General features: G+C 56.3%; 26 protein-coding genes. 5 read left to right on the top strand and 21 right to left on the bottom strand.

From position 1 onward, the window contains the following. Nucleotides 1-17: 17 nt before the first annotated feature. The 6 genes from ASF69_RS20135 to ASF69_RS20110 all read right to left on the bottom strand — a co-directional run bounded on the left by ASF69_RS20135 (nt 18) and on the right by ASF69_RS20110 (nt 7,387). Nucleotides 18-1,076 carry an ABC transporter substrate-binding protein gene (locus tag ASF69_RS20135; protein WP_082469800.1) on the bottom strand — a complete coding sequence of 353 codons (1,059 nt, stop codon included), beginning with the start codon at nt 1,074-1,076 and terminating at the stop codon, nt 18-20. Next, complete coding sequence (locus ASF69_RS20130; protein ID WP_062590061.1) at nt 1,076-3,535, bottom strand: TonB-dependent receptor; 2,460 nt, start codon at nt 3,533-3,535, stop codon at nt 1,076-1,078. Before ASF69_RS20130 ends, ASF69_RS20135 begins: the two co-directional genes overlap by 1 nt. 143 nt (nt 3,536-3,678) lie before the next feature. Continuing rightward, nucleotides 3,679-4,713: a FecR family protein gene (locus ASF69_RS20125; RefSeq protein ID WP_062590060.1), complete on the bottom strand. Its 1,035-nt coding sequence runs from the start codon at nt 4,711-4,713 to the stop codon at nt 3,679-3,681. A gap of 84 nt (nt 4,714-4,797) precedes the next feature. Continuing rightward, nucleotides 4,798-5,373, bottom strand: coding sequence for an RNA polymerase sigma factor (locus ASF69_RS20120; RefSeq protein ID WP_244475531.1), 576 nt, complete (start codon nt 5,371-5,373; stop codon nt 4,798-4,800). Between the two features lie 271 nt (nt 5,374-5,644). Continuing rightward, a complete protein-coding gene (locus tag ASF69_RS20115; protein ID WP_062590059.1) occupies nt 5,645-6,589 on the bottom strand; it encodes a dienelactone hydrolase in 945 nt (314 codons plus the stop codon). Between the two features lie 39 nt (nt 6,590-6,628). Further along, the gene (locus tag ASF69_RS20110; RefSeq protein WP_062590058.1) at nt 6,629-7,387 is read right to left on the bottom strand and encodes an SDR family oxidoreductase; all 759 of its coding nucleotides are present in this window, start codon (nt 7,385-7,387) and stop codon (nt 6,629-6,631) included. 97 nt (nt 7,388-7,484) lie between these two features. Between ASF69_RS20110 and ASF69_RS20105 the strand changes: the two genes are divergently transcribed. Then, nucleotides 7,485-8,384: an AraC family transcriptional regulator gene (locus tag ASF69_RS20105; protein ID WP_062590057.1), complete on the top strand. Its 900-nt coding sequence runs from the start codon at nt 7,485-7,487 to the stop codon at nt 8,382-8,384. Between the two features lie 157 nt (nt 8,385-8,541). Here the strand turns inward: ASF69_RS20105 and ASF69_RS20100 are convergent, their stop codons facing one another. Both ASF69_RS20100 and ASF69_RS20095 read right to left on the bottom strand, forming a co-directional pair. Next, nucleotides 8,542-9,675 carry a HAMP domain-containing sensor histidine kinase gene (locus ASF69_RS20100; RefSeq protein ID WP_156462134.1) on the bottom strand — a complete coding sequence of 378 codons (1,134 nt, stop codon included), beginning with the start codon at nt 9,673-9,675 and terminating at the stop codon, nt 8,542-8,544. Further along, on the bottom strand, nt 9,668-10,366 hold the full coding sequence (locus ASF69_RS20095; RefSeq protein WP_062590055.1) for a response regulator: 699 nt from the start codon (nt 10,364-10,366) through the stop codon (nt 9,668-9,670). Before ASF69_RS20095 ends, ASF69_RS20100 begins: the two co-directional genes overlap by 8 nt. A gap of 95 nt (nt 10,367-10,461) precedes the next feature. Between ASF69_RS20095 and ASF69_RS20090 the strand changes: the two genes are divergently transcribed. After that, complete coding sequence (locus ASF69_RS20090; protein WP_156462133.1) at nt 10,462-11,217, top strand: phosphatase PAP2 family protein; 756 nt, start codon at nt 10,462-10,464, stop codon at nt 11,215-11,217. A gap of 342 nt (nt 11,218-11,559) precedes the next feature. Here ASF69_RS20090 and ASF69_RS20085 read toward each other — a convergent pair whose 3' ends face one another. The 6 genes from ASF69_RS20085 to ASF69_RS20060 all read right to left on the bottom strand — a co-directional run bounded on the left by ASF69_RS20085 (nt 11,560) and on the right by ASF69_RS20060 (nt 16,187). Then, nucleotides 11,560-12,234: a 4-carboxy-4-hydroxy-2-oxoadipate aldolase/oxaloacetate decarboxylase gene (locus ASF69_RS20085; protein ID WP_062590053.1), complete on the bottom strand. Its 675-nt coding sequence runs from the start codon at nt 12,232-12,234 to the stop codon at nt 11,560-11,562. Nucleotides 12,235-12,321: 87 nt separating this feature from the next. Continuing rightward, the gene (locus tag ASF69_RS20080; protein WP_062590052.1) at nt 12,322-13,158 is read right to left on the bottom strand and encodes an ABC transporter substrate-binding protein; all 837 of its coding nucleotides are present in this window, start codon (nt 13,156-13,158) and stop codon (nt 12,322-12,324) included. Nucleotides 13,159-13,190: 32 nt separating this feature from the next. Further along, nucleotides 13,191-13,952 (bottom strand): amino acid ABC transporter ATP-binding protein, encoded by a 762-nt coding sequence (locus ASF69_RS20075; RefSeq protein ID WP_062590051.1) that lies wholly within the window; start codon nt 13,950-13,952, stop codon nt 13,191-13,193. After that, on the bottom strand, nt 13,949-14,707 hold the full coding sequence (locus tag ASF69_RS20070; protein WP_062590050.1) for an amino acid ABC transporter permease: 759 nt from the start codon (nt 14,705-14,707) through the stop codon (nt 13,949-13,951). Before ASF69_RS20070 ends, ASF69_RS20075 begins: the two co-directional genes overlap by 4 nt. Beyond that, nucleotides 14,704-15,411, bottom strand: a complete 708-nt coding sequence (locus ASF69_RS20065) for an amino acid ABC transporter permease (protein WP_062590049.1) — start codon at nt 15,409-15,411, stop codon at nt 14,704-14,706. Before ASF69_RS20065 ends, ASF69_RS20070 begins: the two co-directional genes overlap by 4 nt. Next, nucleotides 15,408-16,187, bottom strand: a complete 780-nt coding sequence (locus ASF69_RS20060) for an SDR family oxidoreductase (protein WP_062590048.1) — start codon at nt 16,185-16,187, stop codon at nt 15,408-15,410. The genes ASF69_RS20065 and ASF69_RS20060 overlap by 4 nt, the downstream gene beginning before the upstream one ends. 228 nt (nt 16,188-16,415) lie before the next feature. On the opposite strand from ASF69_RS20060, the gene nac reads away from it, so the two are divergent. Continuing rightward, the gene (gene nac / locus ASF69_RS20055) at nt 16,416-17,321 is read left to right on the top strand and encodes a nitrogen assimilation transcriptional regulator NAC (protein ID WP_062590198.1); all 906 of its coding nucleotides are present in this window, start codon (nt 16,416-16,418) and stop codon (nt 17,319-17,321) included. A 45-nt stretch (nt 17,322-17,366) separates the two neighbouring features. Here nac and ASF69_RS20050 read toward each other — a convergent pair whose 3' ends face one another. The 7 genes from ASF69_RS20050 to ASF69_RS20020 are packed head-to-tail and all read right to left on the bottom strand — an operon-like array spanning nt 17,367 to nt 23,320. Further along, nucleotides 17,367-18,572, bottom strand: a complete 1,206-nt coding sequence (locus ASF69_RS20050; protein WP_062590047.1) for a pyridoxal phosphate-dependent aminotransferase — start codon at nt 18,570-18,572, stop codon at nt 17,367-17,369. Between the two features lie 47 nt (nt 18,573-18,619). Further along, nucleotides 18,620-19,387 carry a 5-oxoprolinase subunit PxpA gene (locus tag ASF69_RS20045; protein WP_062590046.1) on the bottom strand — a complete coding sequence of 256 codons (768 nt, stop codon included), beginning with the start codon at nt 19,385-19,387 and terminating at the stop codon, nt 18,620-18,622. Between the two features lie 16 nt (nt 19,388-19,403). After that, nucleotides 19,404-20,399: a biotin-dependent carboxyltransferase family protein gene (locus ASF69_RS20040; RefSeq protein ID WP_062590045.1), complete on the bottom strand. Its 996-nt coding sequence runs from the start codon at nt 20,397-20,399 to the stop codon at nt 19,404-19,406. After that, a complete protein-coding gene (gene pxpB / locus ASF69_RS20035; protein WP_062590044.1) occupies nt 20,396-21,103 on the bottom strand; it encodes a 5-oxoprolinase subunit PxpB in 708 nt (235 codons plus the stop codon). Before pxpB ends, ASF69_RS20040 begins: the two co-directional genes overlap by 4 nt. Then, nucleotides 21,100-21,516 carry a hypothetical protein gene (locus ASF69_RS20030; protein WP_062590043.1) on the bottom strand — a complete coding sequence of 139 codons (417 nt, stop codon included), beginning with the start codon at nt 21,514-21,516 and terminating at the stop codon, nt 21,100-21,102. Before ASF69_RS20030 ends, pxpB begins: the two co-directional genes overlap by 4 nt. Further along, nucleotides 21,513-22,895 carry an acetyl-CoA carboxylase biotin carboxylase subunit gene (gene accC / locus ASF69_RS20025; RefSeq protein ID WP_062590042.1) on the bottom strand — a complete coding sequence of 461 codons (1,383 nt, stop codon included), beginning with the start codon at nt 22,893-22,895 and terminating at the stop codon, nt 21,513-21,515. The genes ASF69_RS20030 and accC overlap by 4 nt, the downstream gene beginning before the upstream one ends. Then, nucleotides 22,895-23,320: an acetyl-CoA carboxylase biotin carboxyl carrier protein subunit gene (locus ASF69_RS20020; RefSeq protein ID WP_062590041.1), complete on the bottom strand. Its 426-nt coding sequence runs from the start codon at nt 23,318-23,320 to the stop codon at nt 22,895-22,897. The genes accC and ASF69_RS20020 overlap by 1 nt, the downstream gene beginning before the upstream one ends. Before the next feature lie 544 nt (nt 23,321-23,864). Here ASF69_RS20020 and ASF69_RS20015 point away from each other — a divergent pair. Both ASF69_RS20015 and ASF69_RS20010 read left to right on the top strand, forming a co-directional pair. Beyond that, a complete protein-coding gene (locus tag ASF69_RS20015; RefSeq protein WP_062590040.1) occupies nt 23,865-24,347 on the top strand; it encodes a MarR family transcriptional regulator in 483 nt (160 codons plus the stop codon). A gap of 305 nt (nt 24,348-24,652) precedes the next feature. Continuing rightward, nucleotides 24,653-26,032 (top strand): carbohydrate porin, encoded by a 1,380-nt coding sequence (locus ASF69_RS20010; RefSeq protein ID WP_062590039.1) that lies wholly within the window; start codon nt 24,653-24,655, stop codon nt 26,030-26,032. Nucleotides 26,033-26,404 lie beyond the last annotated feature (372 nt).

Here is a 26,404-nt window from a genome sequence, read left to right as displayed (position 1 = left end):
CGGACAACACCCAATCATCATGGTCGAGGGCCGATCTTGCTAGCAGCTTGAGTCAGTCGTCTCGCCACTTCTGGCAGTGCATAACGGATGGATTGGGTGCTGACGGCGGTAGGGAACCAGATGAGAACCGGATCATCGAGAAGAACCAATCTTCCCTGCTTTACCACCAACATGTTCTGGATCAGTTTCGTATCAGCCAACTCGCCGCGTGCCTGCGGCTGAAGCCATAATGCAACAATATCGGAATCGATCAGCGGCAGCATCTCAAGGCTTAGGCTCAATATCTCCGTCCCAGACCTGCCATAAAATATTTCCTCCAGACGCTTGGACGAACGCATCCCCAGCAATCTGAAGATTTGTTGCCGCGAACTATCGGGGTTGTATAGTAAAAGAGAACCACGCGAAGGCCAGAACATACCATGCGTCACACCCAGACCATCAAGATCTCGATGCTCTCTCCTGAGTGCCGCAATGAAGTCCTCCGTGCTGCGGATCACATCTTGGGCAATAATTTGCCGCCCGAGGATCATGCCAGCAAACTTGATGTCTTCTCGCCAGTCACCGCCAGTAGGGCCTTCCCGAACGATGGTCGGCGCTATTCTTGAGAGCTTCTCGTACTGTGTGGCGTCGACATACGAATTGACAGCCAGGATCAGATCCGGCTTCAGTAAAGCGATCTGTTCGAAATCAATGGTTCCGTCTTCAAATAGAAATGGATGGAAACCAGCGACACTCTTCTCGTTCCACGGAAATATACCGGAAGGAAAATAGTGTCGAAACGGCATCCCAGCCGGAATCTTTCCAAGAGCGATGAGGGCATCTTCGGTATTCCAGCCGAAAGTGACAACTCTATCCGGCTCTTGAACAATGGTTGTGGTCCCAAACTTATGTCGGACCGTTATCGGAAATGCGTCAGACCGCTGAGGAGTAGCCGGGTAGGCCACAAGGGGGAAAAGCAGAGCTAGGAAGAGCATAGTTGCATAGGAATATTGATTGCAGGAACCGAAGTTCCTGCCCTTCATGCCCATGCGGATCATACCTTTCCCACCAAAAGACAACATCTTTCTATAAATCATCAGAACTTGTGGCGAAGGTTAACTGTAAAATTACGTGGAGCCCCCATTATATTTCCATAGTATTTATTAGCGCTAATTGAATTATAATACTCTTCATTGAAGATATTGTTGAAATTCATTTGCAAAGCTGTCGCTTCCGAAAAATCGTACTTCGCCATGAGGTCTACTACAGCGTAAGTCTTTTGCTCTGATCGCCATCCGTCCCCTTCCGCATAGATTTTGCTTTGTGCGCGGAGTCCCGCTCCAACTGTTAAACCCTCAAGATTTCCCTCAAAGGAATAAGCTCCGAACAAACGGAACAAGTGGGTAGGAATTACATTTGTATTAAAGGCATTTCCCGCGTGATCCCCTTTTGAATATTCGGCATCAGAATATGTATATCCGGCGGTTGCGTTAAACTGATCGGTAATTTCTCCGCTTAATTCCATTTCTACGCCGCGCGTGCGAACCTCATCGGCAGGTGCGTAGCAAGCAACACTTCCCACACAAAGGGTCGTATCGAGGCTAACCGGTAGGTTTTTCTGCTTACTTTGGAAAAGAGCAACCGAAGCAACAAGCCGATCATTGAACCATCCGTATTTTGCACCGAATTCTATATTGCTGCCCTCAAGCGGATCCAAAACTTTTCCGTCTACTGAAAGATAAGATTGGGGCTCGAATATGCTCGTATAGGAGGCGTAGAGCGTCATTTGATCTGTCAGATCGTATGTAACGCCCACATATGGAATGAATTCAGCGCTTTCGGAGTAGCTATCAGTGCTATATTTATCGTCGTTCGAAAACCAGACTAAACGTCCGCCAGTGATGAAATTTAGTTTATCCGTGACACTGAAACGTCCGCTGGCATAAACACTATATTCTTTTTGAACGTAGCCCTGCCATCCCAATCCGTCGCCATCTTTTTCTCTAAGGACGTTTGCAGGGTCCCAAGCGTATATATCGGTCACACTTGTCCCTTTGTACCCCTCATACTCATAATAATAATCCTCGCGCTGAGCAGACGCTCCGAAAACGATGTCATGAGTACGACCGAAAAGCTCCACAGGCCCTGATAGCTTGATATCCGCCGACTGCTGATTGTCTGTACCGCCCCAGTATACCGGCCAAAAATTTAGCCCACCAGCACCATCCGGATAGTGATAGTAGGTCAGGAGGTCGCCTTCACCCCACTTTGCCTGGCTGGTGAACTTCAATTCCCACGTGTTGTCAAATTCGTGTTTAACATCAAAGTAGACTGCTTTTCCTTCTTTCCGTAGATGATTCCACTCAGCTCCAAGATAGTCAGTTGGATCGAGATTGTAGAATGAACCATCATCCTGAACAGGAAAGCCACCACCTATGTACCCATCCTGACGATACTTCTGGTAGGAAGCTCCCAGATTGATTGTCGTCGATTCACCCAGATCAGCTTCGACCGTTCCGTAAAACAGCATGTTTTTACGTTCGTTGTAGTCTTGATACCAATCACCCCCGCCGACATTCGCGACGAACCGTCCACGCACGCCGTCATCCTTTGTAAGGGAGCTACTCGTATCAAGCATCGTGCTGCCATTCCCCCACGACGATCCGGTGACCGTTATGGAAGACTGCCTTTCTGCCGTAGGACGTTTACGGATGAGATTGATTGTTGCGGAGGGATTGCCTGTTCCCTGACTCAGCCCCGTAGCACCTCGCACGACTTCAACGCGATCATACATGGCCATATCGTCAGAGGTCGTGACATCTTGCGTGAAGGTGCCGGTCGAATTTCTGACCCCATCATAATTGATAGCGTTGACAACATTTCCCCGAGAATAATACCTCCAACGGTCGCCAGTATTATTCTGGAAAGTGGTGATGCCTGGAGTGTCCTGCATTGCCTCATCTAATGATTGATAGTTTTTATCATCCATTTTTTGACGGGTTACGACACTCACCGACTGAGGCGTTTTGCGGATTGATGTGGGAAGGCCAGTAGCCGTACTCATCTCTCCCGTCGTATACGATCCCGTCCCCTCCGTCGTCGCGCTCTGCCCCTCAACCGTAATCGTCTCCAGCACCGTCGAGCCATCAGCACCCACCGATGGAGCCTGGGCCGCATCCGGTCTTGTCAGGGAGACGCTGTTTCCGGAGAAGCGATAGGAGACCCCTGTGCCTGCAAGCAGCTGGGAGAGCGCCTGTTCTGGAGAATAGCTGCCGCGAACGGCGGTGCTGCGCAGCCCTTCCACGCGAGAGACATCGTAGAAGACCTGGATGCCGGCCTTGTTGGCAAAGGACAGGATCGCGCTGTTGAGGTTCTGCGCGGGAATGTTGAAGGCAATGGATCGCGGCTGTGCCGTGTTGGACGAAACGCTCTGCTGCGCGATGACCGGCGAGCAGGCAAGCGACAGGCCGATGGCCAGTGCAACCATGCTGACTGTCGATCCCAGCTGCTGGCGAACATCATGGCCCCGGCTGCTGTGTCCCACCTTTACCCCCATTACAAAACCCTTTCGTCACTCAAATTTACGCTGGCGGAAGGCTTCTTCCGCCGGTTCGCAAATGAGACGAATCCACTCATGTTTTCCGGTAAGGTTTTTTTGACTTTTTTTCGAGCTGTTAAAACCAACCCCCTCGCGGGGGGTCAGTACAGCAGAGTCACCAGCGGCGGAACGGATGCTGAGCGTATGCCGAGTTCCTGCGTGATGGTTTCAAGTGCGCGGTCGAGATCGCTTGTCTCGAACACGCCGCTGACGGTGCGGTTTGCCAGTGTGGGATTGCCCACGACAATACGGCCCCGGCGATAGCGATTGAGTTCGGCCACGACATCCGCCAGCGGTACCCGGTCGAAAACCAGCCTTCCCTGCCGCCAGGCAGCCGCCAGTTCGACATCCTTTTCCTGTACCTGACCTAAGCCGGTGCGGGCCGAATACTGGACAGATTGGCCAGGCGCCAGAATGGCGCTGGCGGATTGGCGGGCCGGATCATCAAGGTTCACACGAACTTCGTGCTCGATCACCGTCACTTCAACCGTATCCGAAAGACGATCCACCACAAACTGCGTTCCAAGCGCCGTTGCCGTGCCTTCCGCACCCTCGACAACAAAGGGACGTTTCTCGGCGCCTGCCTTGGGCGCGGCTGTGAAGTAGGCGGCACCTTCCAGCAGTTCGACGCGCCTCTCGCGATCGGAGAAATGCAAGGCTATCGCGCTTGAGGAGGAGAGGTCTACGATGCTGCCGTCCGGCAGGGTTACACTTCTTCGTTCGCCCGGCAGCGTGCGGTAGTCCGCAATCATCATGGTGATGGGGCTGCCATACCAGAAACTCGATATGCTGATTAAGACGGCAAGACAGAGCGCACCAATGCCAGCGCCGCGCCACAATGGCACACGCGGTGCACGCGGCACGCCTGTTTTGGCAAAAGCCCGTTCCGGCCCCGATCCTGACGAGAGAGCATCAAGAGAGAGGGAGCCTGGGGCCTCACGCAATCCCGCCAGATCGCCCCAGGTGTTTTGGGCGAATTCAAAAGCCCGCGCATGATCAGCGCTTTGAGAACGCCAGCGCTGGAAGGCGGCGCGCTGCTGCCCATCAAGCGGATCGCCGCCAAGCCGAATGACCCATTCGGCAGCTTCCGCTTCAATCCGTTCTTTGTCGTCTCGGTGTCCCACACTTCGGTCCATGTTCTTGCACCGCCACTTCAGACGCAGTCCCTGATAAGACGTGCAGGGCATCTGTATCCGGTAACGTTCCTGCGCTTTTTCTCGCTATTGCGGCCGGAGCCGTTTGGTGACGTGCAACAGCGCCTTGGCCAGATGTTTCTGCACGGAACTTTCCGATATGCCAAGCCGCTCGGCGGTTTCGGCGTAACTCAATCCCTCGATGCGGTTCAACACAAATATCTGCCGTGTCCGCTCCGGCAGTTCCGCCACGATTGAACGCAGTCGATCCAGCTTTTGGCGGGCATCCGCTTCGTCTTCCTGCGACGGGCGATCATCCGGTAGATCAGCCATATCATCATGCGCGGCGGCATCCGTTTTCTGGCGCGCCTTCTGGCGAACGTAATCCACTGCAAGATTATGCGCCGTCCGATAGAGATAGGATCGCCCGTTCAGCACGACAGCGCTACCGGCTGGATTTTGCTCTGCATAACGCAGAAAGGCCTCCTGCGTAAGATCCGCGGCGGTATCGGAATCCCTCAATTTTTCGGTGAGATAGGCTTGCAGTTCCCGTCGATGCGCGAGGAACAGCCCCTTTAGCGTCTTGTCCGTCACTTTTGCTTTGAAGCGCTCTGCCGTTGTGAATTCCTGAGCGTGAATATCCGGTTTTGTCTCTTGTCGCAATCCGTCTGATCAACCAGGAGCCTCTTGTGTTCCATCGCCCGAAAGCTGCGACATCAACGGATGTAATGATGATGGTGACGAATAGATTGAGCTCCTTAGATTGCGCCTACAGCCCTTCCGAGCCATCCCGCCGACGTATCTCGGCGGGATGCTGGCAGATTTTCGTGCCCATGCTACCCGTGCTGCCCTTGCCGCCAAGCCACCCGCGACCTTAAACACAAACGGCCGGGTTGCTTGGGGGCAACCAGGCCTTCGACAGACCTTACAGATGTTACCGCCGTCTTAGCGTAACATCCGCGAGCGGGCGAGCTTTACCCTCGAGCGCAAGGCACGCGCTCTGCCATGCACCCTCATCTCCTCCCAGCACTGTTTGAAGCCATGCAAGCGTCAGACGTCTTGTGGCTTCCAGCGCATCAGGTGCCTCGGTCTCGGTCTCCTTTGCGTCCAGTCCGGCGATCCCGCCCAGCCCATGTCCGACGCCGTGCAACATCAGGAGCGCGTCTGCGCCCGGCGCATCGTCAAACGCATCCGCATGCCAGTCCGGCCCCCGGGTGGTGAAATGCGGATCGTCCATATCACCGCAGACGACGAGGCTGCGTGTCGTCAGCGTCGAAAAATCGACGTCGAAGAACGGAAATCTGGCCGCATTTTCTTCGGTCATGTCCTTTCCACCTCGCCCCGGAGCCGTCAGCAAAATGCCAGCAGAGATGCGTGGATCGGAGAAATCCTCACCATTCAGTTGCGCGCCCAACAGAAGTCCGACGGTGTGCCCGCCAAAGGAATGACCGGCGGCGCAAACGCGCGAATGATCCAGCCGACCAGCAACGGAGGGTGCCTGTCTTTCCACTTCCAGCAATTGGTCGAGAATGGTCCTTAATTCCTCCACGCGCTCGCGCCAGAAGAACGGCGCGCCTGGCTCATCAGCAGTCAAACCACCGACACGCGAACTCGCATGCGTCGGCTGAATTACCGCAAAACCTCTCTCTGCCCAAAACTGGACCAGCGGCGCATAACCGTCTTTCGACGGAATATAGTTGGACGGGCCGAACCCATGCGACAGCAGCACGATGGGAAGGTTGCTGCCGGTCGCGGGTGCCGTCAGACGCAGTTCCAGGGGGTGACGGCCGGTCATCGGCAACCGGATGGGCGTATAGGCCACAGTGAGACTGGCTTCAGAGGTTGGAATATGTTTGGCAAGATCGATCAGATTGTTCATGGTCAGGATCCTTAAGCATCGATGTTCGGGTTGTTGTCTTCAAGACAGCGAGTGGCCTGCCTCGCGGAACCAGGTTTGCGCATCTGCACCGGCGGGCGTTTTCATCGGCATGTCAGGTTGCGTCACCGCACGCCAAACGGCCTCGGCAACATCTTCCGGCGTCGTGACCTCCGTGCCGGAACGCGGCGCTGCAAGGACGTCTTGGACAAATGCGCTGTATGGCTCGGGGATATCCATTCCCATGCGCGCGACCGCATTTTTCCCGAACCCGGTCGCGGGGGACGAGCCCGGCAGAACAAGTTTGGCGCGGACGCCAAAGACAGCGGCTTCAAGAGCGAGACTTTTCGTAAAGGCGTTCAACGCTGCCTTGCTGGCGCTATAGACGGAGAGTGCGGGCAGCGGCTTGAGAGTGACTATGGAGCTTACGTTGACAATGACGCCTGAGCGACGAACCCGCATTTGTGGAAGAACCACCTTGGTCATTGCCATTGCGCCGAACACGTTCGTTTCGAACAGTTCGCGGATTTTCGACATCTCCGCGCCTTCCAGCACATTGAGCATGCCGACACCGGCATTATTGACCAGAGCGTCTATCGGCCCAGCCGCTTCGACAGCCTTTGTGATGCTGTCCGCGCTGGTAACATCAAGCGCCAGAATTTTGAGCCTGTCATTGGCGGGGATCAGGTCGTTGCGCGGAGTGCGCATGGTCGCGACCACGTCCCAACCAGCCGCCACAAATTGTTGCGCGATGGCGAGGCCGAACCCGGATGAGCAACCGGTGATGAATATCTTGGGCATCTTTGTCTCCGAACGATTAACCAAAGACAAGATGGACCTGCAGCACCGGACTTACTATATTCATTTGTCCGATTAAATTTAGACTGAGTCCGAAACCTTGACTGATCCAATCGCCGAAGTCGTTTCCTTGCTTAAGCCAAGTCCGTCGATCTCGAAGTTGGTGACGGGTGGAGGTCAGTGGCTCGTCGAGCGCACGGAACTTGGCAGCCCATTTTACTGTGCGGTCGTTGAGGGCCATTGCAGGATGACGATCACCGGTCGTGAGCCTATGCTGCTCACAAGCGGCGACTTCGTGCTGGTTCCGGAAATCTTCTCGTTTACAATGAGCAGCCTCACTCCGCCGCCTCGCGGAGCACTTGCCCAGCGTCTGGAGACCAGCCCAGGTGTCTTTCGTCTTGGAGACCCGGAAGCGCCCGCAGAGATCAAGGCAATGGTGGGACATTGCGCCTTTGGTTCGCACGACAAAGCTCTTCTCGTCTCGTTGCTTCCGGAGGTTATCCATATCCGGGGCGAAGAACGGCTGATGATGCTGGTCGGCATGATAAACGACGAGACGAGAGCCGACCGTACCGCCCGTGAGATGGTGCTTCACCGGTTGCTGGAGGTGCTGTTGATCGAAGCATTGCGCTGCACCGCAAGTTCGTCCGCCCCACCTGGTCTCCTGCGCGGTATGGCCGATCCGCTGCTGGCACCGACCTTGCGCAGGATCCACGCGGATCCGGGGCGTAGCATGACGGTGGAAACACTGGCGCGGGATGCCGCCATGTCCCGTTCGACCTTCTTCGATCGTTTCCGGAGGGAGGTTGGCGTCGCTCCGATGGAATACGCCACCGGCTGGCGTATGGCGCTGGCGAAGGAATTCCTTCGCAAGGATGTGGCGACAGCCGAGATCGCACAGCGCGTCGGCTATGGTTCGGCAAGCGCCTTCAGTGTTGCGTTCAGCCGGCATGTGGGAATGCCGCCTGGTGCCTATTCTCGGACGCACACGACTGGATAACACTAGCGATCGAAAGATGAAGCTGTCGCGTTGACCCCTCAACCTGCGACGCAGGTGGCTGGTTGATTGGGTGGCCCGTCAGAAACGACCTGCTGTGTTCCGGGCCTCTGTCCACTGATAGCCGCCCGGCAGCTTTGAACCAATCTGATACCGTTATCTAAAAGACAATCTTGGCATAGGCACCTCCATCAGGATTGTTTCCAACTTCCAGCCGCGCATTGTGCCCTTCCGCTATTGCCTTAACCACCGAGAGGCCCAGACCTGAACCACTCTGACCACGACCGTTGAGCCTCTCGCCTCGCCAGAACATATCGAACGATGAATGCTGTACATAATCCGGCAGTCCTGGCCCTTGATCTCGAACCGAAAGAAACGACTGCCCGCCTTCAGTCAGGCCCGTTTGAATGTCGATAGGGCCGCTATCGCCCGCATACTTACGTGCGTTTTCAAGCAGAATCAGGAGAGCCTGATGGAAACGGTCGGGGTCTATCTTTGCCGGGGCTGGCTGAAGATGGGTTCGGAATATGACGACGTCGCCTGTCGAGGTCTGAAACAATGTCACTGTGTCCATGACATGCGTCGCCAAGTCTGTTGTCGACGTTGCCACGACAAAGTCGGACGTACCAGCCAGGGAAAGCGTATTCAGTTGGTCGACCAGGCGGGACATGCCCTGTGCCTGCATAAGCAGCGCTCGCAACCGTTCCTCGTCTGCGGGAATGATCCCGTCAGACATGCCCTGCAGGTTACCCTGCAACACCGTGAGCGGTGTGCGCAGTTCATGGGCCACCGCTCGCGTGTTGAATTTCAGGCGTGTTTCCAGTGCGTATAGTTCGCTCGCCATGCTGTTGATCGTAATGGCGAGCGCTTCCACCTCTCTGGTTGCTCCGGGCTCTACCGTCACCTGGAAGTCACCCTGCCGGATCTTCTCCGCGGCCGCAGTCAGGCGGGTAAGGGGGGCTACGAGCCTATGGGCCAAAACCACCCCGAGTGCACAGGTCAAAGCAATCAGTGCGAAGCCGAAATACAGAACGCCCTCGACAGGCGATGCTTCTGTCGCTTCGTCTAATTCAGGAAACAGGGGCGCCAGCGCCGCAAGCTCCTTCGGGTCGGGGACTTCGCCTGCGTTAAGGCTTATCCACGCCGATTGCGCATCTTTAGGGAGTCTTTCCTGGGCCGATATTTCGGCGTGATCAATATACCAGTCAACCGTGATATAGAGCACCGCGATGGTTATGACCTGGATGACCGAGGTCAATGCTGCCGTCATGGTGGAGAGGGTTGGCCTAGGCACCTGTCGACCTCGCAAAACGATATCCGATACCGCGAACTGTGGTTATATACCCTTCCTGACCGCGTTCTGCGAGCTTGCGCCGCAGATTGGCGATATGGGTGTCGATGGTCCTGTCGAGCGCGTCGCTTTCGGGTAGACATGCGTCCAGCAAAGACGTTCTCTCGAAGGTTTTGTAGGGCGATCTCAGCAGGCACACCAAAAGGCGGAATTCGGTTGCCGTCAGCGGCAGTTCAACACGCCCCTTTTCCGTCGATACGGCCGCGATGTGCGAATCCAGCTGGACTTCGATCTCGTCATGTCGGATCACCTCGGTCGCGGCAACGCCCTTGGTTCGTTTCAACACGGCACCAACCCGCGCCACGACTTCCTGCGGGTTAAACGGTTTCGTGACGTAGTCATCAGCGCCAAGTTTCAGACCGAGCAATTTGTCCATGCTGTCATCCATCGCTGACAGGAATATCACCGGCACGGCGGAGTTGGCTCGAACTTTTGTCAGAACATCGAAGCCGTCGATATCTGGAAGGCCGATATCGAGCAAGATCAGGTCCGGCTGTAGTCTTAGTACCTGCGCCAGAGCCGCAAGACCTGTTGATGCTTTGGTCGTCCGGTAGCCAGCCCTCGCCAAATATCTCTCCAGGAGAGAGGCTATATCCTCGTCGTCCTCGACCACCAGCACGAGCGATGAAATCATAATATAGCCTTCTGATTTTGACGTCGCCTCCCGAGTTTCTCCGTCAATTCTTGACATTCGAGCGGGAGAACGTGGCCCTCAACGAGGAGCCACTTATGAGTGTAACTAACCTTAATCACGTTCAAAAAGCAATTGCCGAAACCGGGCACGACACGCCGCGGAATGTATTGCCGCAAGCACTTGCCCTTCTGGGTCTCGCCTCACTCATCTTCGCAGCGATTCCAGAACTCGACCTCATGGTAAGCCGTTTTTTTTGGGAAAATGCCTCTGAATTTGCATTCAAGGAAAACAGCTTTCTCATCCTGTTTCGTGACACCAACAGGCTCATGCCTTGGGTGATCATAGGAGCAGCGGTTCTCCTCCTAATTCCAAATCCTTATCTCAGGCGCCTGAAATACACCCCTGCTCCGCACAAATTACTGTTCGTCCTCATGTTTTTCGCAACAGGTCCGGGGCTGGGTGTCCACTTCATAAAGATTTTGGTCGGCAGGGCTCGCCCAAGAACACTTGAAGAATTTGGCGGGAACGCCGTTTTCACACCTGCGTGGGAGTTCACCGACCAATGCGTGAGGAATTGTTCCTTCATCTCGGGAGAGGCGGCGAGTGCATTCGCGCTGCTCACACTGGTCGTGTTTTTCAGGCGTCAATACTCGACGCTTTATCTCTGCGCGGTGGGTGTCGTCGCTGCAGGCTTCTCGCTGAACAGAGTGGTGTTCGGAGCTCACTTCCTATCAGATGTGGTTATCGCCTGGGGTCTGATGTTTGTTTTGGCCGCACTTCTCTGGCGGTTGTTCTCACAAAGTGCCCCACAGATCGATACTTTGTTCGGCTACCGAAACTCTTCGAGATAGCGTGGTTGGCTGGTGCCGAGGCCAGCGCGGATCGGTCGTCGCGCCGGCAACTCCGATGGTGTACCCGGCTTAGAACCTTCGTTAGATTAAAGGCGCGCCGCAGCCTGAAACAACAAAAGTCAGGTGCCGCGGTGGCACCGGCGGTTCATGGACTTCCGATCCGCCCGCCGGCCAACGGCGAACGAGATCACGACTGCGGTCAGCCAAGCCCCTGCGGAGGCAAGGCTGATACCGTGAACCTCGGAATACCCGCAAACTGACACTAAGGCGGCGTGACAAGAATGACGCCGCCAAGGATGACCGAACGGAACGCTTCATGCGTCTCCGCTCGGCCCATCGGCGTCACATATCAACGACCAGTCCTTTGGCTTTCAAGACAGGTTCAAGGTTGCTCACTTCGATTACCGATTTGCCCTGCTTATAAGCTTCGATATATCCTGCCTCCGCGTCTTCACGGATCTGCGACAGGCGAGCCGATTCCTGCGCGTCTTCACGCCGGACAACAACCAGGCCATCCGCATCGCCAACGATGATATCGCCGGGATTGATGATCTCACCGCCGACAATGATGCTGTCGTTGACGGCTGCAATGGTTTCTTTGACGGTGCCCTTGATGCAGACACTGAGCGAAAACACTGGGAAGCCGAGATCGCGCAGTTGCAGCGTGTCCCGTACGCCGGTGTCCGTCACCAGACCGCCGATCCCTTTGGCCAGGCAGGCATTGGCGAGAACGTCACCGAACGAACCGGCCTCTTCGTACTCACCGGCGGAAACGACGATGATATCGCCGGGCTTGGCGTAGTTGATGGCGAGCTGCAGCATAATGTTGTCACGCGGCGCACATTTGACGGTAAATGCCGGGCCGCAGAGCTTCATACGATAATCGACGGGCTTAAGACGGGAGGAAAGTGCACCTTTACGGCCTTGTGCCTCATGAATAGTCGCGGGCGAGAACTTCGAAAGGGCTTCGATGTCTGCCTTGCTTGGCCGTTCTGCGATATCTTTAATGTGGATCATAAAACCTCCCACGGTAAGGCCTGCGGTGGGAACGTCCCACCGCTTGCGTTTGATTTTTGACGGGTTGGATCGTGTCGGGTGCCCGTATCAGGGGATCGGGTCGAACTTCAGTTCGGAAAGCGGAACGACCTTGTCGTTACGCGTCATCTTGTACTCGGTGTTCGGGCCAAGCCATTTGTCCCAGATCTTGTTGATCTCGCCGTCAGCATCCATCTTGCGGAGCACTTCGTTGATTTTGGCCGTCAGCTTCGGATTGTCCTTTGCCATGCCGATCCCAATGGGCTGGTACAGCATCGGCTCCTCGATCATGCGCATCGGCTTGCCCTTGTTCTTCGATTCATTGACGAACTTGGTCGTCGTCATGGTGTTGGCCACCATGCCGCGCGCCTTGCCCTGCTGAACCGCGAGATAGGCGGAAGCCGTGTCCTGGAACGTCAACGGCTCGGACTTGTTGAGCTTGATCGACATTTCTGAGGTCGAACCCTTTGTGGACGCCACGCGCTGGCCTTCATAATCCGATTTCTTTTGACCGGCATCGTCAACTGGAACGATCAGCATTTCCTTGGCAAGATAGTAAGGGTCGCTGAACTGGATCTGCTCGGCACGGCTCTGAGTATAGGCAAGGTTGGCGACGGTAATGTCGACCCGGCCGAGTTTGACTTCCGGCACACAGGCTTCGACCGAAACAGGCTTCACTTCAGCCTTTACGCCGAGTTCCTTGGCTATGGCGTTGCAAAGATCAACGTCGAAACCGGCCATTTCACGGGTCTTCGGGTCTGGCGCGGCGAAAGGAACGACGTCCGCAAAGGTCGCGCAACGCAGCACCTTGTTGGTCATGATCGTGTCCAGCTGATCGGCAGCGGCTGGTGAGGCAAGGGCTGTTCCGGCAAGGATCGCCATCAGTGTCAGGGATTTCCAGTTCATGTCTCGTTCTCCTCTTATGTTTTTGCTTGGTATCAGTGGCGCAGATCGGAAAGGAACCGCTGCGCGCGCGGATGGCGTGGTGTGTTGAAAAACTCTTCCGGTGTCGCTTTTTCGATGATTTCACCGGCATCTATGAACCAGATGCGGTCCGCAACTTCGCGTGCAAAGCCCATTTCGTGCGTGACGCACAGCATGGTCATGCCTTCAGCGGCCAGCCCCTTCATGACGGCCAGCACTTCGCCAACCATTTCCGGATCGAGCGCGCTTGTCGGCTCGTCGAACAACATCACGGGAGGTTCCATAGCGAGCGCGCGGGCGATCGCCACGCGCTGTTGCTGACCGCCGGACAGTTGACCGGGGTAGGCGCCTGCCTTGTCGGACAGACCGACGCGATCCAGAAGCTTCAGCGCCTTGTCGCGAGCGACATCAGGGGCAACACCTTTGACGCGGACCGGGGAAATTGTGATGTTCTCGAGAACCGATAGATGCGGGAAGAGGTTGAAGCTCTGGAACACGAAACCGACGCGACTGCGCAAGAGGTTGAGTTCCCTCGTCTTCGTCGCAGCATGAATATCCTGCCCATCCAACGTTATCGAGCCGCTGCTGATCTCCTCCAGTCGGTTGACCGTGCGGATCAATGTGGACTTTCCGGAACCTGACGGGCCGCAGATGACCACGACTTCGCCGCGGGCCACTTCGGCATCGACATTCTTCAAAACCTGATAATCGCCATAGCTCTTGCAGACATTCGAGATGCGGATGGTCTGCTGTGTCGAGGGTGCTGTTGTGGTCATGGCTGCTCCGTGATGATTTTGGCCTGAGCCACAGCTATCTGCGGCGAGCGGGCAACGACGCCCGCGCGGCGCTTGGAAATGCGGCGCTCGAACGAATTGGCCAGATAGGTCAGGCTCCAGCAGATGGCGTAGTAAACGACCGCGAGAATGACAAAGACCTGGAATGGCTGCGTCAGAAGCTGGTTGTTGACTTGGCTTGCCGCAAACGTCAGGTCTGGCACGTTGATGACGTAACCGAGCGTCGTGTCCTTGATGGTCGCAACGAAGGTCGAAATCATGCTCGGGATCATATTGTAGAGCGCCTGCGGCAGGATAATGAAGCGCATCGCGCCAAGATAGCTGTGGCCTAGAGCTCGTGCTGCATCCATCTGCCCGGCACCGAGCGCGACGATACCGGCTCTGACAACTTCGCTGAGAAACGCGCCCTGGTAGACGACCAGCGTTACCAGCATGATCATGAAGCTGGGCACATCTGCACCCGTCCAAAGTGGAATGAGGAAGTAGGTCCACAGGATGAGCATCAGCAACGGTACGCCTCGGGTGACGTAGACCAATGCCGTAACCGGCCACCGCAGCAGTCGCCATTTCGACAGGCGCGCAAGAGCCATGAGGATGCTGACCGGAAAGGCGAAAGCGATGGCAAGAGCGGAAAGGATGATGGTATTTGCCAGCCCGCCAAGCGGTCCGTTCGGATATTGGCCGATCAGCAGCAGCAACCAATAGTCATGGATGATAGTGATGATTTCGCTTATCATGCGCGCGCCCTCCAGACCGGGTCGAGCCGCATCGAAACATAAGCACCGGCCGCCATGATCAGCAACGAGATGGCAAGGTAAAGCACCGTTCCGACCAGATAGATTTCAAATGTCTGAAAGCTGAGATTCTCAATCTCCTTGACCGCATGGGTCAGTTCGGACGCACCGATCACCAGCGCGAGAGAGCTGTTTTTGAACAGAGAAACGGTGTGGTTGATGAGCGGTGGCAGCGCGTTGCGTACACCCTGGGGCATGATGATAAAGCGCATGGCCGACAGATAACCATGGCCCAACGCCTTGGCCGCCTCCATCTGGCCGGGTCCGACGGAGCGAAGCCCGGAGCGCAGATCCTCACTAAAATAGGCCGCCTGGCACAGGCCGAGGCCAAGGATCGCGAAAATCGCTTCGGCATTGTGATCGATCAGCCAGTTGGTGAGACCGGAGGGCAGCAGGGTGAAGATACCGAAATACCATAGCATCAGTTGCACCAGCGTCGGCACATTGCGGTGGTACGAAACATAGGCTGCGACGAGGCGATCACCGAACCGGTAGGGCGAAAACCGGATGCAAAGAAGAATGAGCGCCAGCGCCATGGCCAACGTCCACGAGCCGAAAAAAATGATGAAAGTCATCTGAAGGCCGTGGACCAGCATTCCGATATATTCGGGATTGCTGAGGATCGCTGAAAGATCAAAGCCGCTCACGGCTTTTGCTCCTTCGCCGCTTCAGCCGCCAAAACGTCCTGTGGCTTGGTGGTTTGCAAACCGCCCATGACCTGCAATGTCGGGGTGATTTCCATATGCCCGATATTCACGGCGACCGGTGCGGCAATCGCGAATGCAATCGCATCGGCGATGTCCTGGGCCGTCGGCAGCTCAAAGCCGTCAATGAAGCGCTCACGCACGCTTGGATCGTTTCCATGGACGTGGTTGAAAATATCCGTTGCGACGCGACCAGGACAAATCTCGGTGACGCGAACACGCTTGCCGAAGGCGTCGATGCGCAACTGGTTCGACAGCATGGCGACACCCGCTTTGACCACGTGATAGGTGGAGTTGCCGCCGAAATTGTAATTTCCCGCAATGGACGAGATGTTGACGACATGGCCGCGATCGCGGTTCACCATGCCCGGAACAACCAGACGGCAAAGGTGCAGAACCGCGCGAAGATTTACGTCGACGAGAAGATCGATGTCCTCCGCATCGGCCTGAAGAAATTTTTTCGGTCTGTCGACACCCGCGTTGTTTACCAGAATGTCGAACTGCACCTTGCTGACAAGCTGGCTCACAGCGGCTCGGTCCGTCACATCTATGGCATGAGAGATGCAGCCCGTGCGCTCGGCCAGTTCGTTCAAGGCATCGGCGCTGCGAGCGATGGCATGGACTTCGATATTTTCACGGCGGAGCCGCTCTACGACTGCTGCGCCGATACCGGATGAAGCGCCGGTGACCAATGCGGTCTTGTAATCGGAGAAAGACATTCTGATCCCCTTTTTTTGTTGTCAGGACATTAGCGGAGCTTTTCCTGCTTGCCTAAGACCGATTACTTTTGAGGTAATAAGTAAGTTTTATGGACGCTGTTGGCTGGCTGTTTTGCCCGCACATCGCAGCCGGTCGCAGAACAACACCGCTTACATCCGCAAATGAGTTCGATTGCAAAACTTGCATTAGGCTATAAGCTCTGCTGCACAGAAAGTAGCCAAATCATCATGGACATCAGACGCTTAAAATCCTTCATAGTCATCGTGGACAGCGGCAGCATCACACGTGCCGCCGACATTTTGCATCTCGCCCAACCGGCGCTCAGTCAGCAGCTTGCAGCGCTGGAAGAGCATTTCGGCCAAAAGCTTTTGATCCGCAGCCAGCAGGGCGTTACCATGACCGACGCCGGTCATGCCGTTTATCGCCATGCGCAAATCATATTGCGGCAGATGGAACAGGCACAGATCGACGCCGCGGCGGCTGGAAATTCCATTGCAGGACGCGTTTCGGTAGGACTTGTGCCCTTTAGCAGTGCTGCGACGCTCTCGGTCGACCTTCTTGCGGAAACGCGAAAACGCCATCCCGGCATTCTTATTCATCTGACCGAAAGCGTTGGGCAGACCTACAGCCAGATGATCATGAACGGCCGTCTGGAACTGGCGCTGATACACGGCGTCGGGCCCATCAAAGGCGTGCGTTTCGAGCCGCTGCTCAGCGAAGAATTCTATCTCATCGCGCATCGTGATTTCGCTGTCGAGGCGGATACAAAACCGGTACCGATTGCGGCGCTGGATGGCGTGCCGATGTTGATGCCGCCCGCCTACAACTTCGTGCGTCGTGCGGTGGACATGGCTTTCACGCGAAGCCGCGTCACTCTCAAGGTCGTTGCGGAAGTGGAGATCGTCCGAACGCTGGGCCGGGCTGTCGCCAGCGGCCTGGGAGCGACGATCATGCCAAAAGCGATTGCCGACCGGATCGTTTCGGAAACGAGCGAACCTCTCGTCTGCCGCCTCCTGTCTCCCCGGATCGAGGAGACCCTTTCGCTATGCACGTCCGACCAGAATTCGCTGTCTGAACCGGCCTTCGCCGTTAAGGATATTCTTGTTGAACTGACGGAAAATTTGAAGCTCTGACAAAGTCCACCGGCCCGGTTGGCGAGCCGGTGGACAGCTCGTCGATCAACGCATGTCCTTGCAGAACTGAGCAATGCGCGCGCATCCCTCGTTGAGCATTTCCAAGCTCGTCGCGTAGGAGATACGGAAATACGGGCTCATGCCATAGGCGGCGCCTTGGACGGTGGCCACGTGATGCTCATCCACGAGCGCCATAACGAAATCGACGTCACTTTCGATCTTGCGTCCGCCCTTCGTGGTCTTGCCGATGAGGCCGGACATGTTCGGGTAGAGGTAAAACGCACCCTCCGGCTTGTGGCAGCGCAGTCCATCGATTTCGGCAAGCTTGCCCAAAACGAAATCACGGCGCTCGCGATAGATCGCGGCCCGCTCCTTCAGCAAATCCTGCGGTCCGTCCAGTGCGGCAATTGCTGCGGCCTGAGAAACGGTGGCGATGCCACCACTGTTCTGGCCGTTCACATTGCTGATGGCGGAAATCAACTCCCTTGACCCGCTGGCGCAATAGCCCAGACGCCACCCTGTCATAGCATAGGCTTTGGATACGCCGTTCATCGTCAATACGCGGTCGTAGAGACGCGGCTCAACATCGGCTATCGTGCCGAATTCGAAGCCATCATAGACGAGATGTTCGTAAATATCGTCCGTCAGGACCCAGACATGCGGATGGCGCAACATCACTTCAGCAATTGCCGCCATCTCGACCCTCGAGCAGGCCGCACCCGTCGGATTGTTCGGGAAATTCAGGAAAAGCCATTTCGTGCGGGGGGTTATCGCTGCCTCGAGTTCCTCTGGACGAAGCTTGAAACCCGTCTTTTCAAAGCAGGGAACCGGAACGGGGACACCTCCTGCAAATTTAACAATATCCGCGTAGCTGACCCAGGACGGGGTTGGGATGACCACCTCATCGCCCGGGTTACAGGTGGCAAGCATCGCGTTGAAGATCACCTGTTTGCCACCACCAGATACGACAATCTGGCTGGCATCATAGGTCAGATTGTTGTCGCGCTTGAACTTTCTCGCGATCGCGGCCTTAATCGCGGGCGTGCCATCCATGGGCGGGTACTTGGTCTGCCCGCCGAGAGCTGCCTCATGCGCGGCCTCTGTCGCATGCGCGGGCGTTGGAAAATCCGGTTCGCCTGACGAAAGGCTGACCACCTTGATGCCTTGCGCGGCCAGTTCTCTGGCACGCTGCGTCATGGCGGCGGAAGCGGAGATAGAGACGTTTTTCAATCGCTCGGCGGTAGAAAGCATTGGCGTAATCTTTCAGTAAAACAGGAAAATAGGGCCAGCGAGGCCCGTCAAGATGCAAGTTCCGAGGCGGACGCGAGCGTCGCATTCGCGGCCAGGATTTCGCTGCGGACGATACCGGTAAGCTCCAGTGAACCAGGAGTGTCGCTGTGAACGAGGATGGATCGGGCAGGCATGGAGATGATGGTGCCATCGATAGCCTCGACCGTTCCCTCGTTGAGAAAGCGGCGAACACGGGCCCGCACCGATGCTTCGTCCTTTATCAATGCGCCAGGCAGACCGCGCGCAACAAGACTGCCCTTTGCATCATAGGCGCGGTCGGCAAGAAACAGAGCCAGCGTTTTCAAACCGGCGCGTTTTGCAGCCCGCTCTATTTCGCTGTCCGCCGTTACGAAGATGACAAGCTTGGGATCGACGGCAAATATTGCGTTCATCATCATGTCGGCAAGGGCCGGGTCGCGATTGACCATGTTGCCCATTGCCGCGTGGAAACTGAAATGCTCGACGTCCGCGCCTTCGCTTCTGGCAATCGCGGTCAGAGCGCCGAGCTGATAGAGCATCTGCTGTCTCAACTCATCCGGCTGATAGGGAAATTCTCGGCGTCCGAAACCTGCGCGGTCCGGGAGGCCGGGATGCGCGCCAATGCCGACCCCGTTCTGTTTGGCCAGGCGCACCATGCGCGCCATGGTATCCGGATCGCCACCATGGAAACCACAGGCAATATTTGCGGAAGAAACGAGCTTCATCATCGCTTCGTCGTCGCATAGCCGATAAGGGCCGAATCCTTCACCCATGTCGGAATTGAGATTGATTTTCACAACGCTCTCCCCTCTCTCAGGCCATCGCTTTGAGCGCGCGTTTGACCATTGGTACGGTTTGTCGGATATCGTTTATGTACAGCGCCAACGCCTGCTCCAGCCGCCGCGCTTCCTCATGGCTCGACCTGACGAACCTGATTTTGCCGCCTGCACGCGCCTGACCCAGCCGCCAGAGATCGGCCTCGATCACGCCTGCAATTTTCGGATAACCACCCGCGGTGTTCGCATCACTCATCTGAATGATTGGTTCGCCACCCGGCGGAACTTGGACCACCCCCGGAACTACACCGTGAGAGCGCATTTCGATGGTCTCAGTCGGCGTGATCGGGTCTCCGGTAAGCCGGTAACCGGTTCGGTCGCTGCGTGAGGAAATCCGCCAGGTCTGACCCCAGAAAGCTTCGCCATCAGCCGCAAAAAGTTGGTGCTCCCCGGCTGGAATGGCCCGAACCTGCAAAACCCCATCCACAATCGGCGGAAACAGGTCAGACAAAGCACTGGAGGGCGGCACTACGGCAAGACCGTTGACCGGGAGCGGCGCAGGATCGACAAGCTCCCCAGTTTCCAGCTTGTCACCCTTGGTCAGAGGCCGTCCATCATGACCGCCGAAATTGCCGCGGAGAGCTGTGCTGCGCGAGCCCATCAAGACCGGCACATCCACGCCACCGGCCACCGCAATATAGGAGCGGGCAAGTTTCGGTGGCTGCTGTAGCTCCAGAACGGCGCCTTCTTTTGCCAGATGCGCGCACCATGGCAGGAGTTGCTTTCCGTCCAGCAGCGGTAAATTGTCGGCGCCGGCAACGGCAAACACAGTGGGCACAGAAAAACGCAGTGTGAAGGGAAAGGTCTGGACCTCAATGACAGCGGCCTCTATTCCGTTTCCGACCAATATGTTGGCGGCACGAACCGCAACCGGGTCCATAGCCCCACCGGCGGTGACGCCAATATCGCGAAAACCTGGCCGACCCAGGTCCTGAACAGTGTTGAACGGGCCGGTTTGAATGATCTCGATCATAGCTCTATCCTCGCAGGGATGAAGCGGATCGTATCGCCAGGAGCCAGAAGGGCCGGTTGATTGGCGGCAGGATTAAACATCTGCAAGTCCGCATAGCCGATTGAATTCCACCCGTTTGGACCGGTCAGCATGGCGACGCCTGTCTGCATTCCGCCAATCGTGACGCAACCTCTTTCCATCCTGATCGAGGGCACTTTTTTTCGCGGCATATGGATGCGCCGATCAAGCCCGTGCAGGTACCCGAAGCCCGGCGCACTGCCGAGCGCAAAAACTCGATAGGTCGCCTCATGATGGATGCGCACCACTTCGCGGTCGCTCAAGCCTGAAAAATCGCAAAGGGCTGCCAGGTCGGTCGCGTGCTCGCCGCCGTAATGGACGGGTATCTCCACCGTTTTTCCTGCAAGGTCGACACTGTGGGCAGTGTCCCACGCATCCAGCAATCTGCCGACAACAATATCCGGGTTCTCCGGCGTTTCCTTCAATATTGTAAGGATGTTCGTCATGCCCGGAATAACTTCCGAAACCTCCGCCCACGTCCCAACGGTTTGCGACAACGCCCAAATCCAACGCTGGGCTGTCAGGTCAAATTCACCGGGCGCTTCCAGCAGGAACGAACGCGAACCGATGAAGGATACGCGCGCCTGCCCCTTGACTGCGGGCTGAATAACTTGACGTTGTAAAGGAATGCTGTGCGGGGCAATCATGGCTGTAGCTCGATTTCGAACAGGGGATCACCAAAACCGACCAGCTTGCCGTGCTCGGCAAATCGGCCTGTCAGCAAACCCGCACGACCGGCGGGCACCGGCACAAGAACATGGCCGACACCGATAAAGCCGATCACTGTATCGACGGCTACGGGAAGCGGGTATGCCTCCTCACCATGAGACGCGACGTGAAAATGACCGGCTATCGGTGCCTTTACCGTAAAGTTGGAGGCAATCGCGGTTGGTCCAGCGGGGGAGGTTGAAGCCGGTATCGCGGCGGCTCGCCGGGCGGAAACGACCAGCTTCACCTGGGCATCCGGTGTGGCGATCTCCAGCCCATCGACACCTGACGCCGTCAACATATCCGTCAAGGCTGCAAGCGTGGCCGGATCGGTAAAATCGAGCCTGCTCATGCTGCTCTCCATGTCGTCAGCCACTGTTCGAGATAATGAATATCCGTTTCGCCTTTGGCAAAGGCCGCATCCTCGAACAGCGCCCTCAACAGCGGGAGATTGGTGGATATTCCCTCGACGCGAGCCTCGGCAAGCGCGCCGCGCATACGGGAAATCGCGTCGTGTCGTGTCGGTGCGTGCACGATCAGCTTGGCAATAAGGGAATCGTAATAGGGTGAAACGCGATATCCTTCATGGATATGGGTATCGACACGTATCCCTTCGCCTTCCGGCCAGGATACATGTGTCACCGAACCAGCCGACGGCAAGAACGTGTCAGGGTCCTCGGCGTTGATGCGGCATTCGAAGGAGTGACCGTTGCAGGTTACGTCCTCCTGCCGCAGCTCTAGATGCTTTCCTTGTGCGGATTTGATCTGCGCTTGGACGATGTCGATACCGCTCGTCATCTCGGTGACCGGATGCTCGACCTGCAATCGGGTATTCATCTCGATGAAACAGAAACGCCCGTCTTCATACAGGAATTCGAATGTGCCCACGCCGCGGTAGCCGATTTGCCGGCAGGCTTCCACACAGGCAAGCCCCACCGGTTGAATGATCTCGTCGGGAATGCCGGGTGCAGGCGCTTCCTCAACGACCTTCTGGTGACGCCGCTGCATCGAACAGTCGCGATGACCGAGCCAGACGGCATTACCGTGGGTATCACACAGAACCTGTATCTCGATGTGACGAGGGCGCTCTAGGAACTTCTCCATGTAGAGTGCGGCAGAACCAAAGGCCTGTCGCGCCTCCTCACGCGTCAAGGCAAAGGCTTCCCGAAGTGCGTCAGGCTGATGCACCACGCGCATACCGCGTCCGCCGCCGCCGCCGGCCGCCTTGATAATCACGGGATATCCGATCTCCTGCGCGATCCGTTCAATCGTTTCCGGGTCATCTGGAAGTGCCGTATCGGGACCGGGAACACATGGCACGCCCGCGGCAATCATGGTGCGCTTGGCGGCAATCTTGTCGCCCATCGTTGCGATAGACTTCACATCCGGACCAATGAAAACAAGGCCCGCATTCTCGGTCGCTTCAGCGAATGCCGCATTTTCCGACAGAAAGCCGTAACCGGGGTGAATTGCGCCAGCGCCGGTCAAGCGCGCGGCCAGCAATATGGCATCCTTGTTGAGGTAGCTTTTCGTGGCATTTGCCGGGCCGATACAGAGAAACGTATCGGCAGTCTCCTCATGCAAGGCCTGCCTGTCTGCCTCAGAGCATATGGCGACCGTTTTCAGGCCGAGTTCATGGCAGGCTCGCCGTATGCGTAGCGCGATCTCACCACGATTGGCGATAAGAACGGTATCGAAAAGTGCCCCTGCTTCGTTAAAACCTGCCGCCATCACGCGATCTCCGCGAGCAGATCGTCGGCGTCAACCTCACCGCCATCTATATCGGTCAGAAGGGTAATACGCCCGGCGCACGGAGCGGCGATTTTATTGAAAACCTTCATTGCTTCGACGATGAAGAGCGTATCGCCCTTGTTGACGTGATCTCCCGTTTCCACAAAGGGAGCCTCTCCCGGCGCGGAGGCGCGATGCAAAACGCCAAAAATCGGTGCTCGTACAGCCGTGGTAGGGCTTGGCCGTTCGGATGTCGCACCCTCTGCGCCACCTGATATCTCAGGACCTGCGTCAACGGTCGCAGCGGCGACGTCATTTGCGTTGCGAAAAATTCGAACGGTCACGTCCCTGTGGGTGACCGTCAATTCGCTGACATTTGATCGTCCCACAAAATCGATGAGCGTTTTTATCTTCGACAGGTCCATAAGCATACTCGGCATCGTTGGAAGCCGCTGAACTGAGCTGCAAGGCACAGCGTCTCAGCATTGGCACCATCAGACCTAGCACGAGCAGCGTAGCGATGGGGTCAGAAGAACTTTTGATGGCCCTCGATAGAACACAGGCCCGTAGGTCGACGGGTTCGCTCGCAAGCCGCGTGCGGAGAATCGTGGCGGCTCAACAGAAGCCTTTTCGCCTGAGGCGACGACAGCTTCCCAGGATGTGCGCGCAAGGCACCGGGAACGTCGCGCGCGTGGGCGGCGTCCTGTTTATGAACAGCCTTTTGAATCCGGTCCGGTCTTTCGAAGATGTCCGTGAACACATCGAATTCTTGAAAACAACCGATCGGCATCAGTAAATAATATGAAAGAGAATACTTATGCAGACATTGCGCATGAATAACCAGTATCAATATTAGAATTTCATATAAAACTACTTACTTGAATTTATTGCTATGAAGTATAGCGGATTGACTATTGGTAAACATAACTTTATTGATGAAACTTAGAGAGTGATGGGGAGGAGCCCTGCATGTCTTTGACAAACCAGAACGACCAGGTTGAGACCCGCGAGGTATGCGTCCGTCGACTCGACGACCTGATCGGCTACAACCTTCGGCGCGCCTCTGTATTCGACCTGCTGGGAGCAGTGGCGGCGTTGGAAGCCGTGAATGCCCGCCCGGTGGCGATGAGTGTGCTGCTTAGCATTATCGAGACACCCGGCATCAGCGCGGCGGAAATCTGTCGTGCACTTGGTATGCAAAGAGCAAATATCGTCCCTGTCCTTGCAGAGTTGGAGCAGCGCGGGTTTTTCCTGCGTGAATCGGATCGTTCCGATCAGCGTGTTCAGCGTCTTTTCGCCACGGTCAAGGGCGAGGAGGAAGGGGCAAGATGGCTGGCGCTGGTGGCAGAAAGAGAAAACGAGACATTTCACCGTCTGACGCCTGCGGAACGCCGACAGTTACGTTCCTTGCTCGCGAGGATCTGGCAGGAAAGCGGCCCTAAGCAAGGCTAAGGCGGCAGTCGCGGAGGGGCGACAGGCTTTCTGGAGGGGGAAATCAACACGATTAATGACGACAGTGATCCAGCAATGTCCGTGGGTCATGCCGTCCCTATGGCAACTATTTGCATCCAAGCGCTGCTTGGTTGATGCGGTGAAGAACGCATTCTGGTGAGTTCCGCCGGAGGGATGGAACGCGTCTGCAGGAGGGAATCCACCGCGACAGTAAAAGGGGAATATCCGCGCCGCTGATCAGCGACGGGGCGGGAATCTTTGCACATTTTTTAAAGAACGACATCGAATTAAGGAGGAGGATTTATATGAAGGCATCTATTCGAACGCTCGGTCTGCTTGCGACATCGGTCGCACTGTTGGCAGCTGCAGCACCGGCTCTGGCCGAAACCGACGAGGCACCCGAAGTTCTCGCAACACCTGCTTCAAAGGGCCCGCCGCGGGAGCTGTCAACCATCGGCAAGGATCTCCAGGACGCTGGTTTCGATATTCGCATTCACTATATCGACCTGTTTGCAAATACGCCAAATTTCGGTTTCAGCGGCGGCGGCGATTTTCTGAACGCCGGCTTTTTGATCTTCAATACCACCTATCATATCTCCGATATGTTTCGGGTCAATTTCGTCGAGACAGTCAACATTGCCGACCATAGCGCCGATACCTATTTCCTCGATGTCGGCAACTCTTTCTACGCCACCTACCCCTACATCGATACAAGATCCGACCTTACACGCCTGACGCTTCAGGGTAACTTCTTTGACAACAAGCTTGAAGTCGAAGCGGGACGCATGAACATCTGGCCGGAGTTTTTCCGGTCTGAATTCTGTGCGGGCATGGGCTGCCTCGCGCAGACCCGGGCGCTGGTTGTAAATGGACCTGGCAACTCTGTTGCCCAGTGGGGTGGCCGCATTGGATATAATATCGCTCCCAACATCTCGCTCGGCGCGGCGTTGACGGAAGACAACCCAGAAAACTGGCAAACCGGTTCGGGATGGGATTGGGGCAAGGGCTCGTCCCAAGGCTACACAGCGGTCATGCATCTTGCCCAGCGGGAGAGCTTCAAGGACGGTGACAAGCCGTTCAATTATGAAATTGGCGCCTACCGCCGCTCGGCGGACTACGAAGATGCCCTCTATGGACGTGGACCAGGCAATCCGACCTTTGGACCTGGCCAGATTGTAATCGAGCATGACGACGGCACGAACGGCGTGTTTGCCCAGGCGCGCAAGGTCATCTGGAGCCAACCGGACGGCACACCCTTTCCTGAAAATATTGCGCTGTTCGGCGGCGCATTCTACACATTCGGGGATGGACAGTCCTATCCGCTTGAAGCCTATGCGGGCGTTGAATATAGCGGGTTCTGGAAGGAAAACCCCTTCACCACCGTCGGCGCCACCGTTCACTATATTGGCTTGAGTGAAGAACGGGCCGCCTACGAAACCAATGCTAGACGTTTCAACTTTGGAACGGGCACACAGTCCAAGGACACGTTCCAGCTTGGCGTTCACGCGCGCACCGGCATCGGCGCAGGCTTCTTCGAATTCGGAGCGGCCTACGTCATAAATCCAAACGCGCCTTTCATGGCAGAGATCTCACACAAGAAGATGGAAGATGGCTGGACCTTCTATGCCGGACTCGTCTTCGATATCGGTACCACCATGGGCCTGTCGACACCCAATATACCCTGATCACCAATCGAGCAGATCCTCATATGGCGCGGCATTCATTGAATGCCGCGCCATTTTCATTTTGAGGTGACACCGTCAGGCGTGGAAAATGCTGTGACATCTCCTGATTACGACTGAGTATCCGAATGGAGCGCATCTTTTCGCATCGATAAAAGCGATTGGCTCGACAGAAGCTTTCGAGGACAGCCCCTCACCGAGAATATGTGCGCGGAAGAATTCAAATCCGGCGGCGCGCTTCCATTTGAAAAGGAAAGGCCTCATGCCGGCCGGCTAAATGCCTGTCCAGCGAGATGATTTTACGCTCCCAGACTGTAACCAGGAACAGGTAAGCCCGGCTCAGGACATCATCCTGAACCGGGCTTTGTTCTTGGG

The organism is Rhizobium sp. Leaf311 (assembly GCF_001423445.1).
Classification (GTDB): Bacteria; Pseudomonadota; Alphaproteobacteria; order Rhizobiales; family Rhizobiaceae; genus Agrobacterium.
Note: the sequence above shows the minus strand (reverse complement) of the source record. Positions and strands in the feature narration are given on the sequence as shown.

What these genes read in the sequence shown, in the direction of transcription:
- ASF69_RS20110 (WP_062590058.1), bottom strand. Translation starts at nt 7,387, where the DNA reads ATGCCCAAGATATTCATCACCGGTTGCTCATCCGGGTTCGGCCTCGCC.
- ASF69_RS20040 (WP_062590045.1), bottom strand. Translation starts at nt 20,399, where the DNA reads ATGATCGAGATCATTCAAACCGGCCCGTTCAACACTGTTCAGGACCTG.
- nac (WP_062590198.1), top strand. Translation starts at nt 16,416, where the DNA reads ATGGACATCAGACGCTTAAAATCCTTCATAGTCATCGTGGACAGCGGC.
- accC (WP_062590042.1), bottom strand. Translation starts at nt 22,895, where the DNA reads ATGGCGGCAGGTTTTAACGAAGCAGGGGCACTTTTCGATACCGTTCTT.
- ASF69_RS20085 (WP_062590053.1), bottom strand. Translation starts at nt 12,234, where the DNA reads ATGATCCACATTAAAGATATCGCAGAACGGCCAAGCAAGGCAGACATC.
- ASF69_RS20015 (WP_062590040.1), top strand. Translation starts at nt 23,865, where the DNA reads ATGTCTTTGACAAACCAGAACGACCAGGTTGAGACCCGCGAGGTATGC.
- ASF69_RS20090 (WP_156462133.1), top strand. Translation starts at nt 10,462, where the DNA reads ATGAGTGTAACTAACCTTAATCACGTTCAAAAAGCAATTGCCGAAACC.
- ASF69_RS20080 (WP_062590052.1), bottom strand. Translation starts at nt 13,158, where the DNA reads ATGAACTGGAAATCCCTGACACTGATGGCGATCCTTGCCGGAACAGCC.
- ASF69_RS20095 (WP_062590055.1), bottom strand. Translation starts at nt 10,366, where the DNA reads ATGATTTCATCGCTCGTGCTGGTGGTCGAGGACGACGAGGATATAGCC.
- ASF69_RS20075 (WP_062590051.1), bottom strand. Translation starts at nt 13,952, where the DNA reads ATGACCACAACAGCACCCTCGACACAGCAGACCATCCGCATCTCGAAT.
- ASF69_RS20130 (WP_062590061.1), bottom strand. Translation starts at nt 3,535, where the DNA reads ATGGGGGTAAAGGTGGGACACAGCAGCCGGGGCCATGATGTTCGCCAG.
- ASF69_RS20060 (WP_062590048.1), bottom strand. Translation starts at nt 16,187, where the DNA reads ATGTCTTTCTCCGATTACAAGACCGCATTGGTCACCGGCGCTTCATCC.
- pxpB (WP_062590044.1), bottom strand. Translation starts at nt 21,103, where the DNA reads ATGATTGCCCCGCACAGCATTCCTTTACAACGTCAAGTTATTCAGCCC.
- ASF69_RS20070 (WP_062590050.1), bottom strand. Translation starts at nt 14,707, where the DNA reads ATGATAAGCGAAATCATCACTATCATCCATGACTATTGGTTGCTGCTG.
- ASF69_RS20115 (WP_062590059.1), bottom strand. Translation starts at nt 6,589, where the DNA reads ATGAACAATCTGATCGATCTTGCCAAACATATTCCAACCTCTGAAGCC.
- ASF69_RS20010 (WP_062590039.1), top strand. Translation starts at nt 24,653, where the DNA reads ATGAAGGCATCTATTCGAACGCTCGGTCTGCTTGCGACATCGGTCGCA.
- ASF69_RS20125 (WP_062590060.1), bottom strand. Translation starts at nt 4,713, where the DNA reads ATGGACCGAAGTGTGGGACACCGAGACGACAAAGAACGGATTGAAGCG.
- ASF69_RS20135 (WP_082469800.1), bottom strand. Translation starts at nt 1,076, where the DNA reads ATGATTTATAGAAAGATGTTGTCTTTTGGTGGGAAAGGTATGATCCGC.
- ASF69_RS20030 (WP_062590043.1), bottom strand. Translation starts at nt 21,516, where the DNA reads ATGAGCAGGCTCGATTTTACCGATCCGGCCACGCTTGCAGCCTTGACG.
- ASF69_RS20020 (WP_062590041.1), bottom strand. Translation starts at nt 23,320, where the DNA reads ATGGACCTGTCGAAGATAAAAACGCTCATCGATTTTGTGGGACGATCA.
- ASF69_RS20050 (WP_062590047.1), bottom strand. Translation starts at nt 18,572, where the DNA reads ATGCTTTCTACCGCCGAGCGATTGAAAAACGTCTCTATCTCCGCTTCC.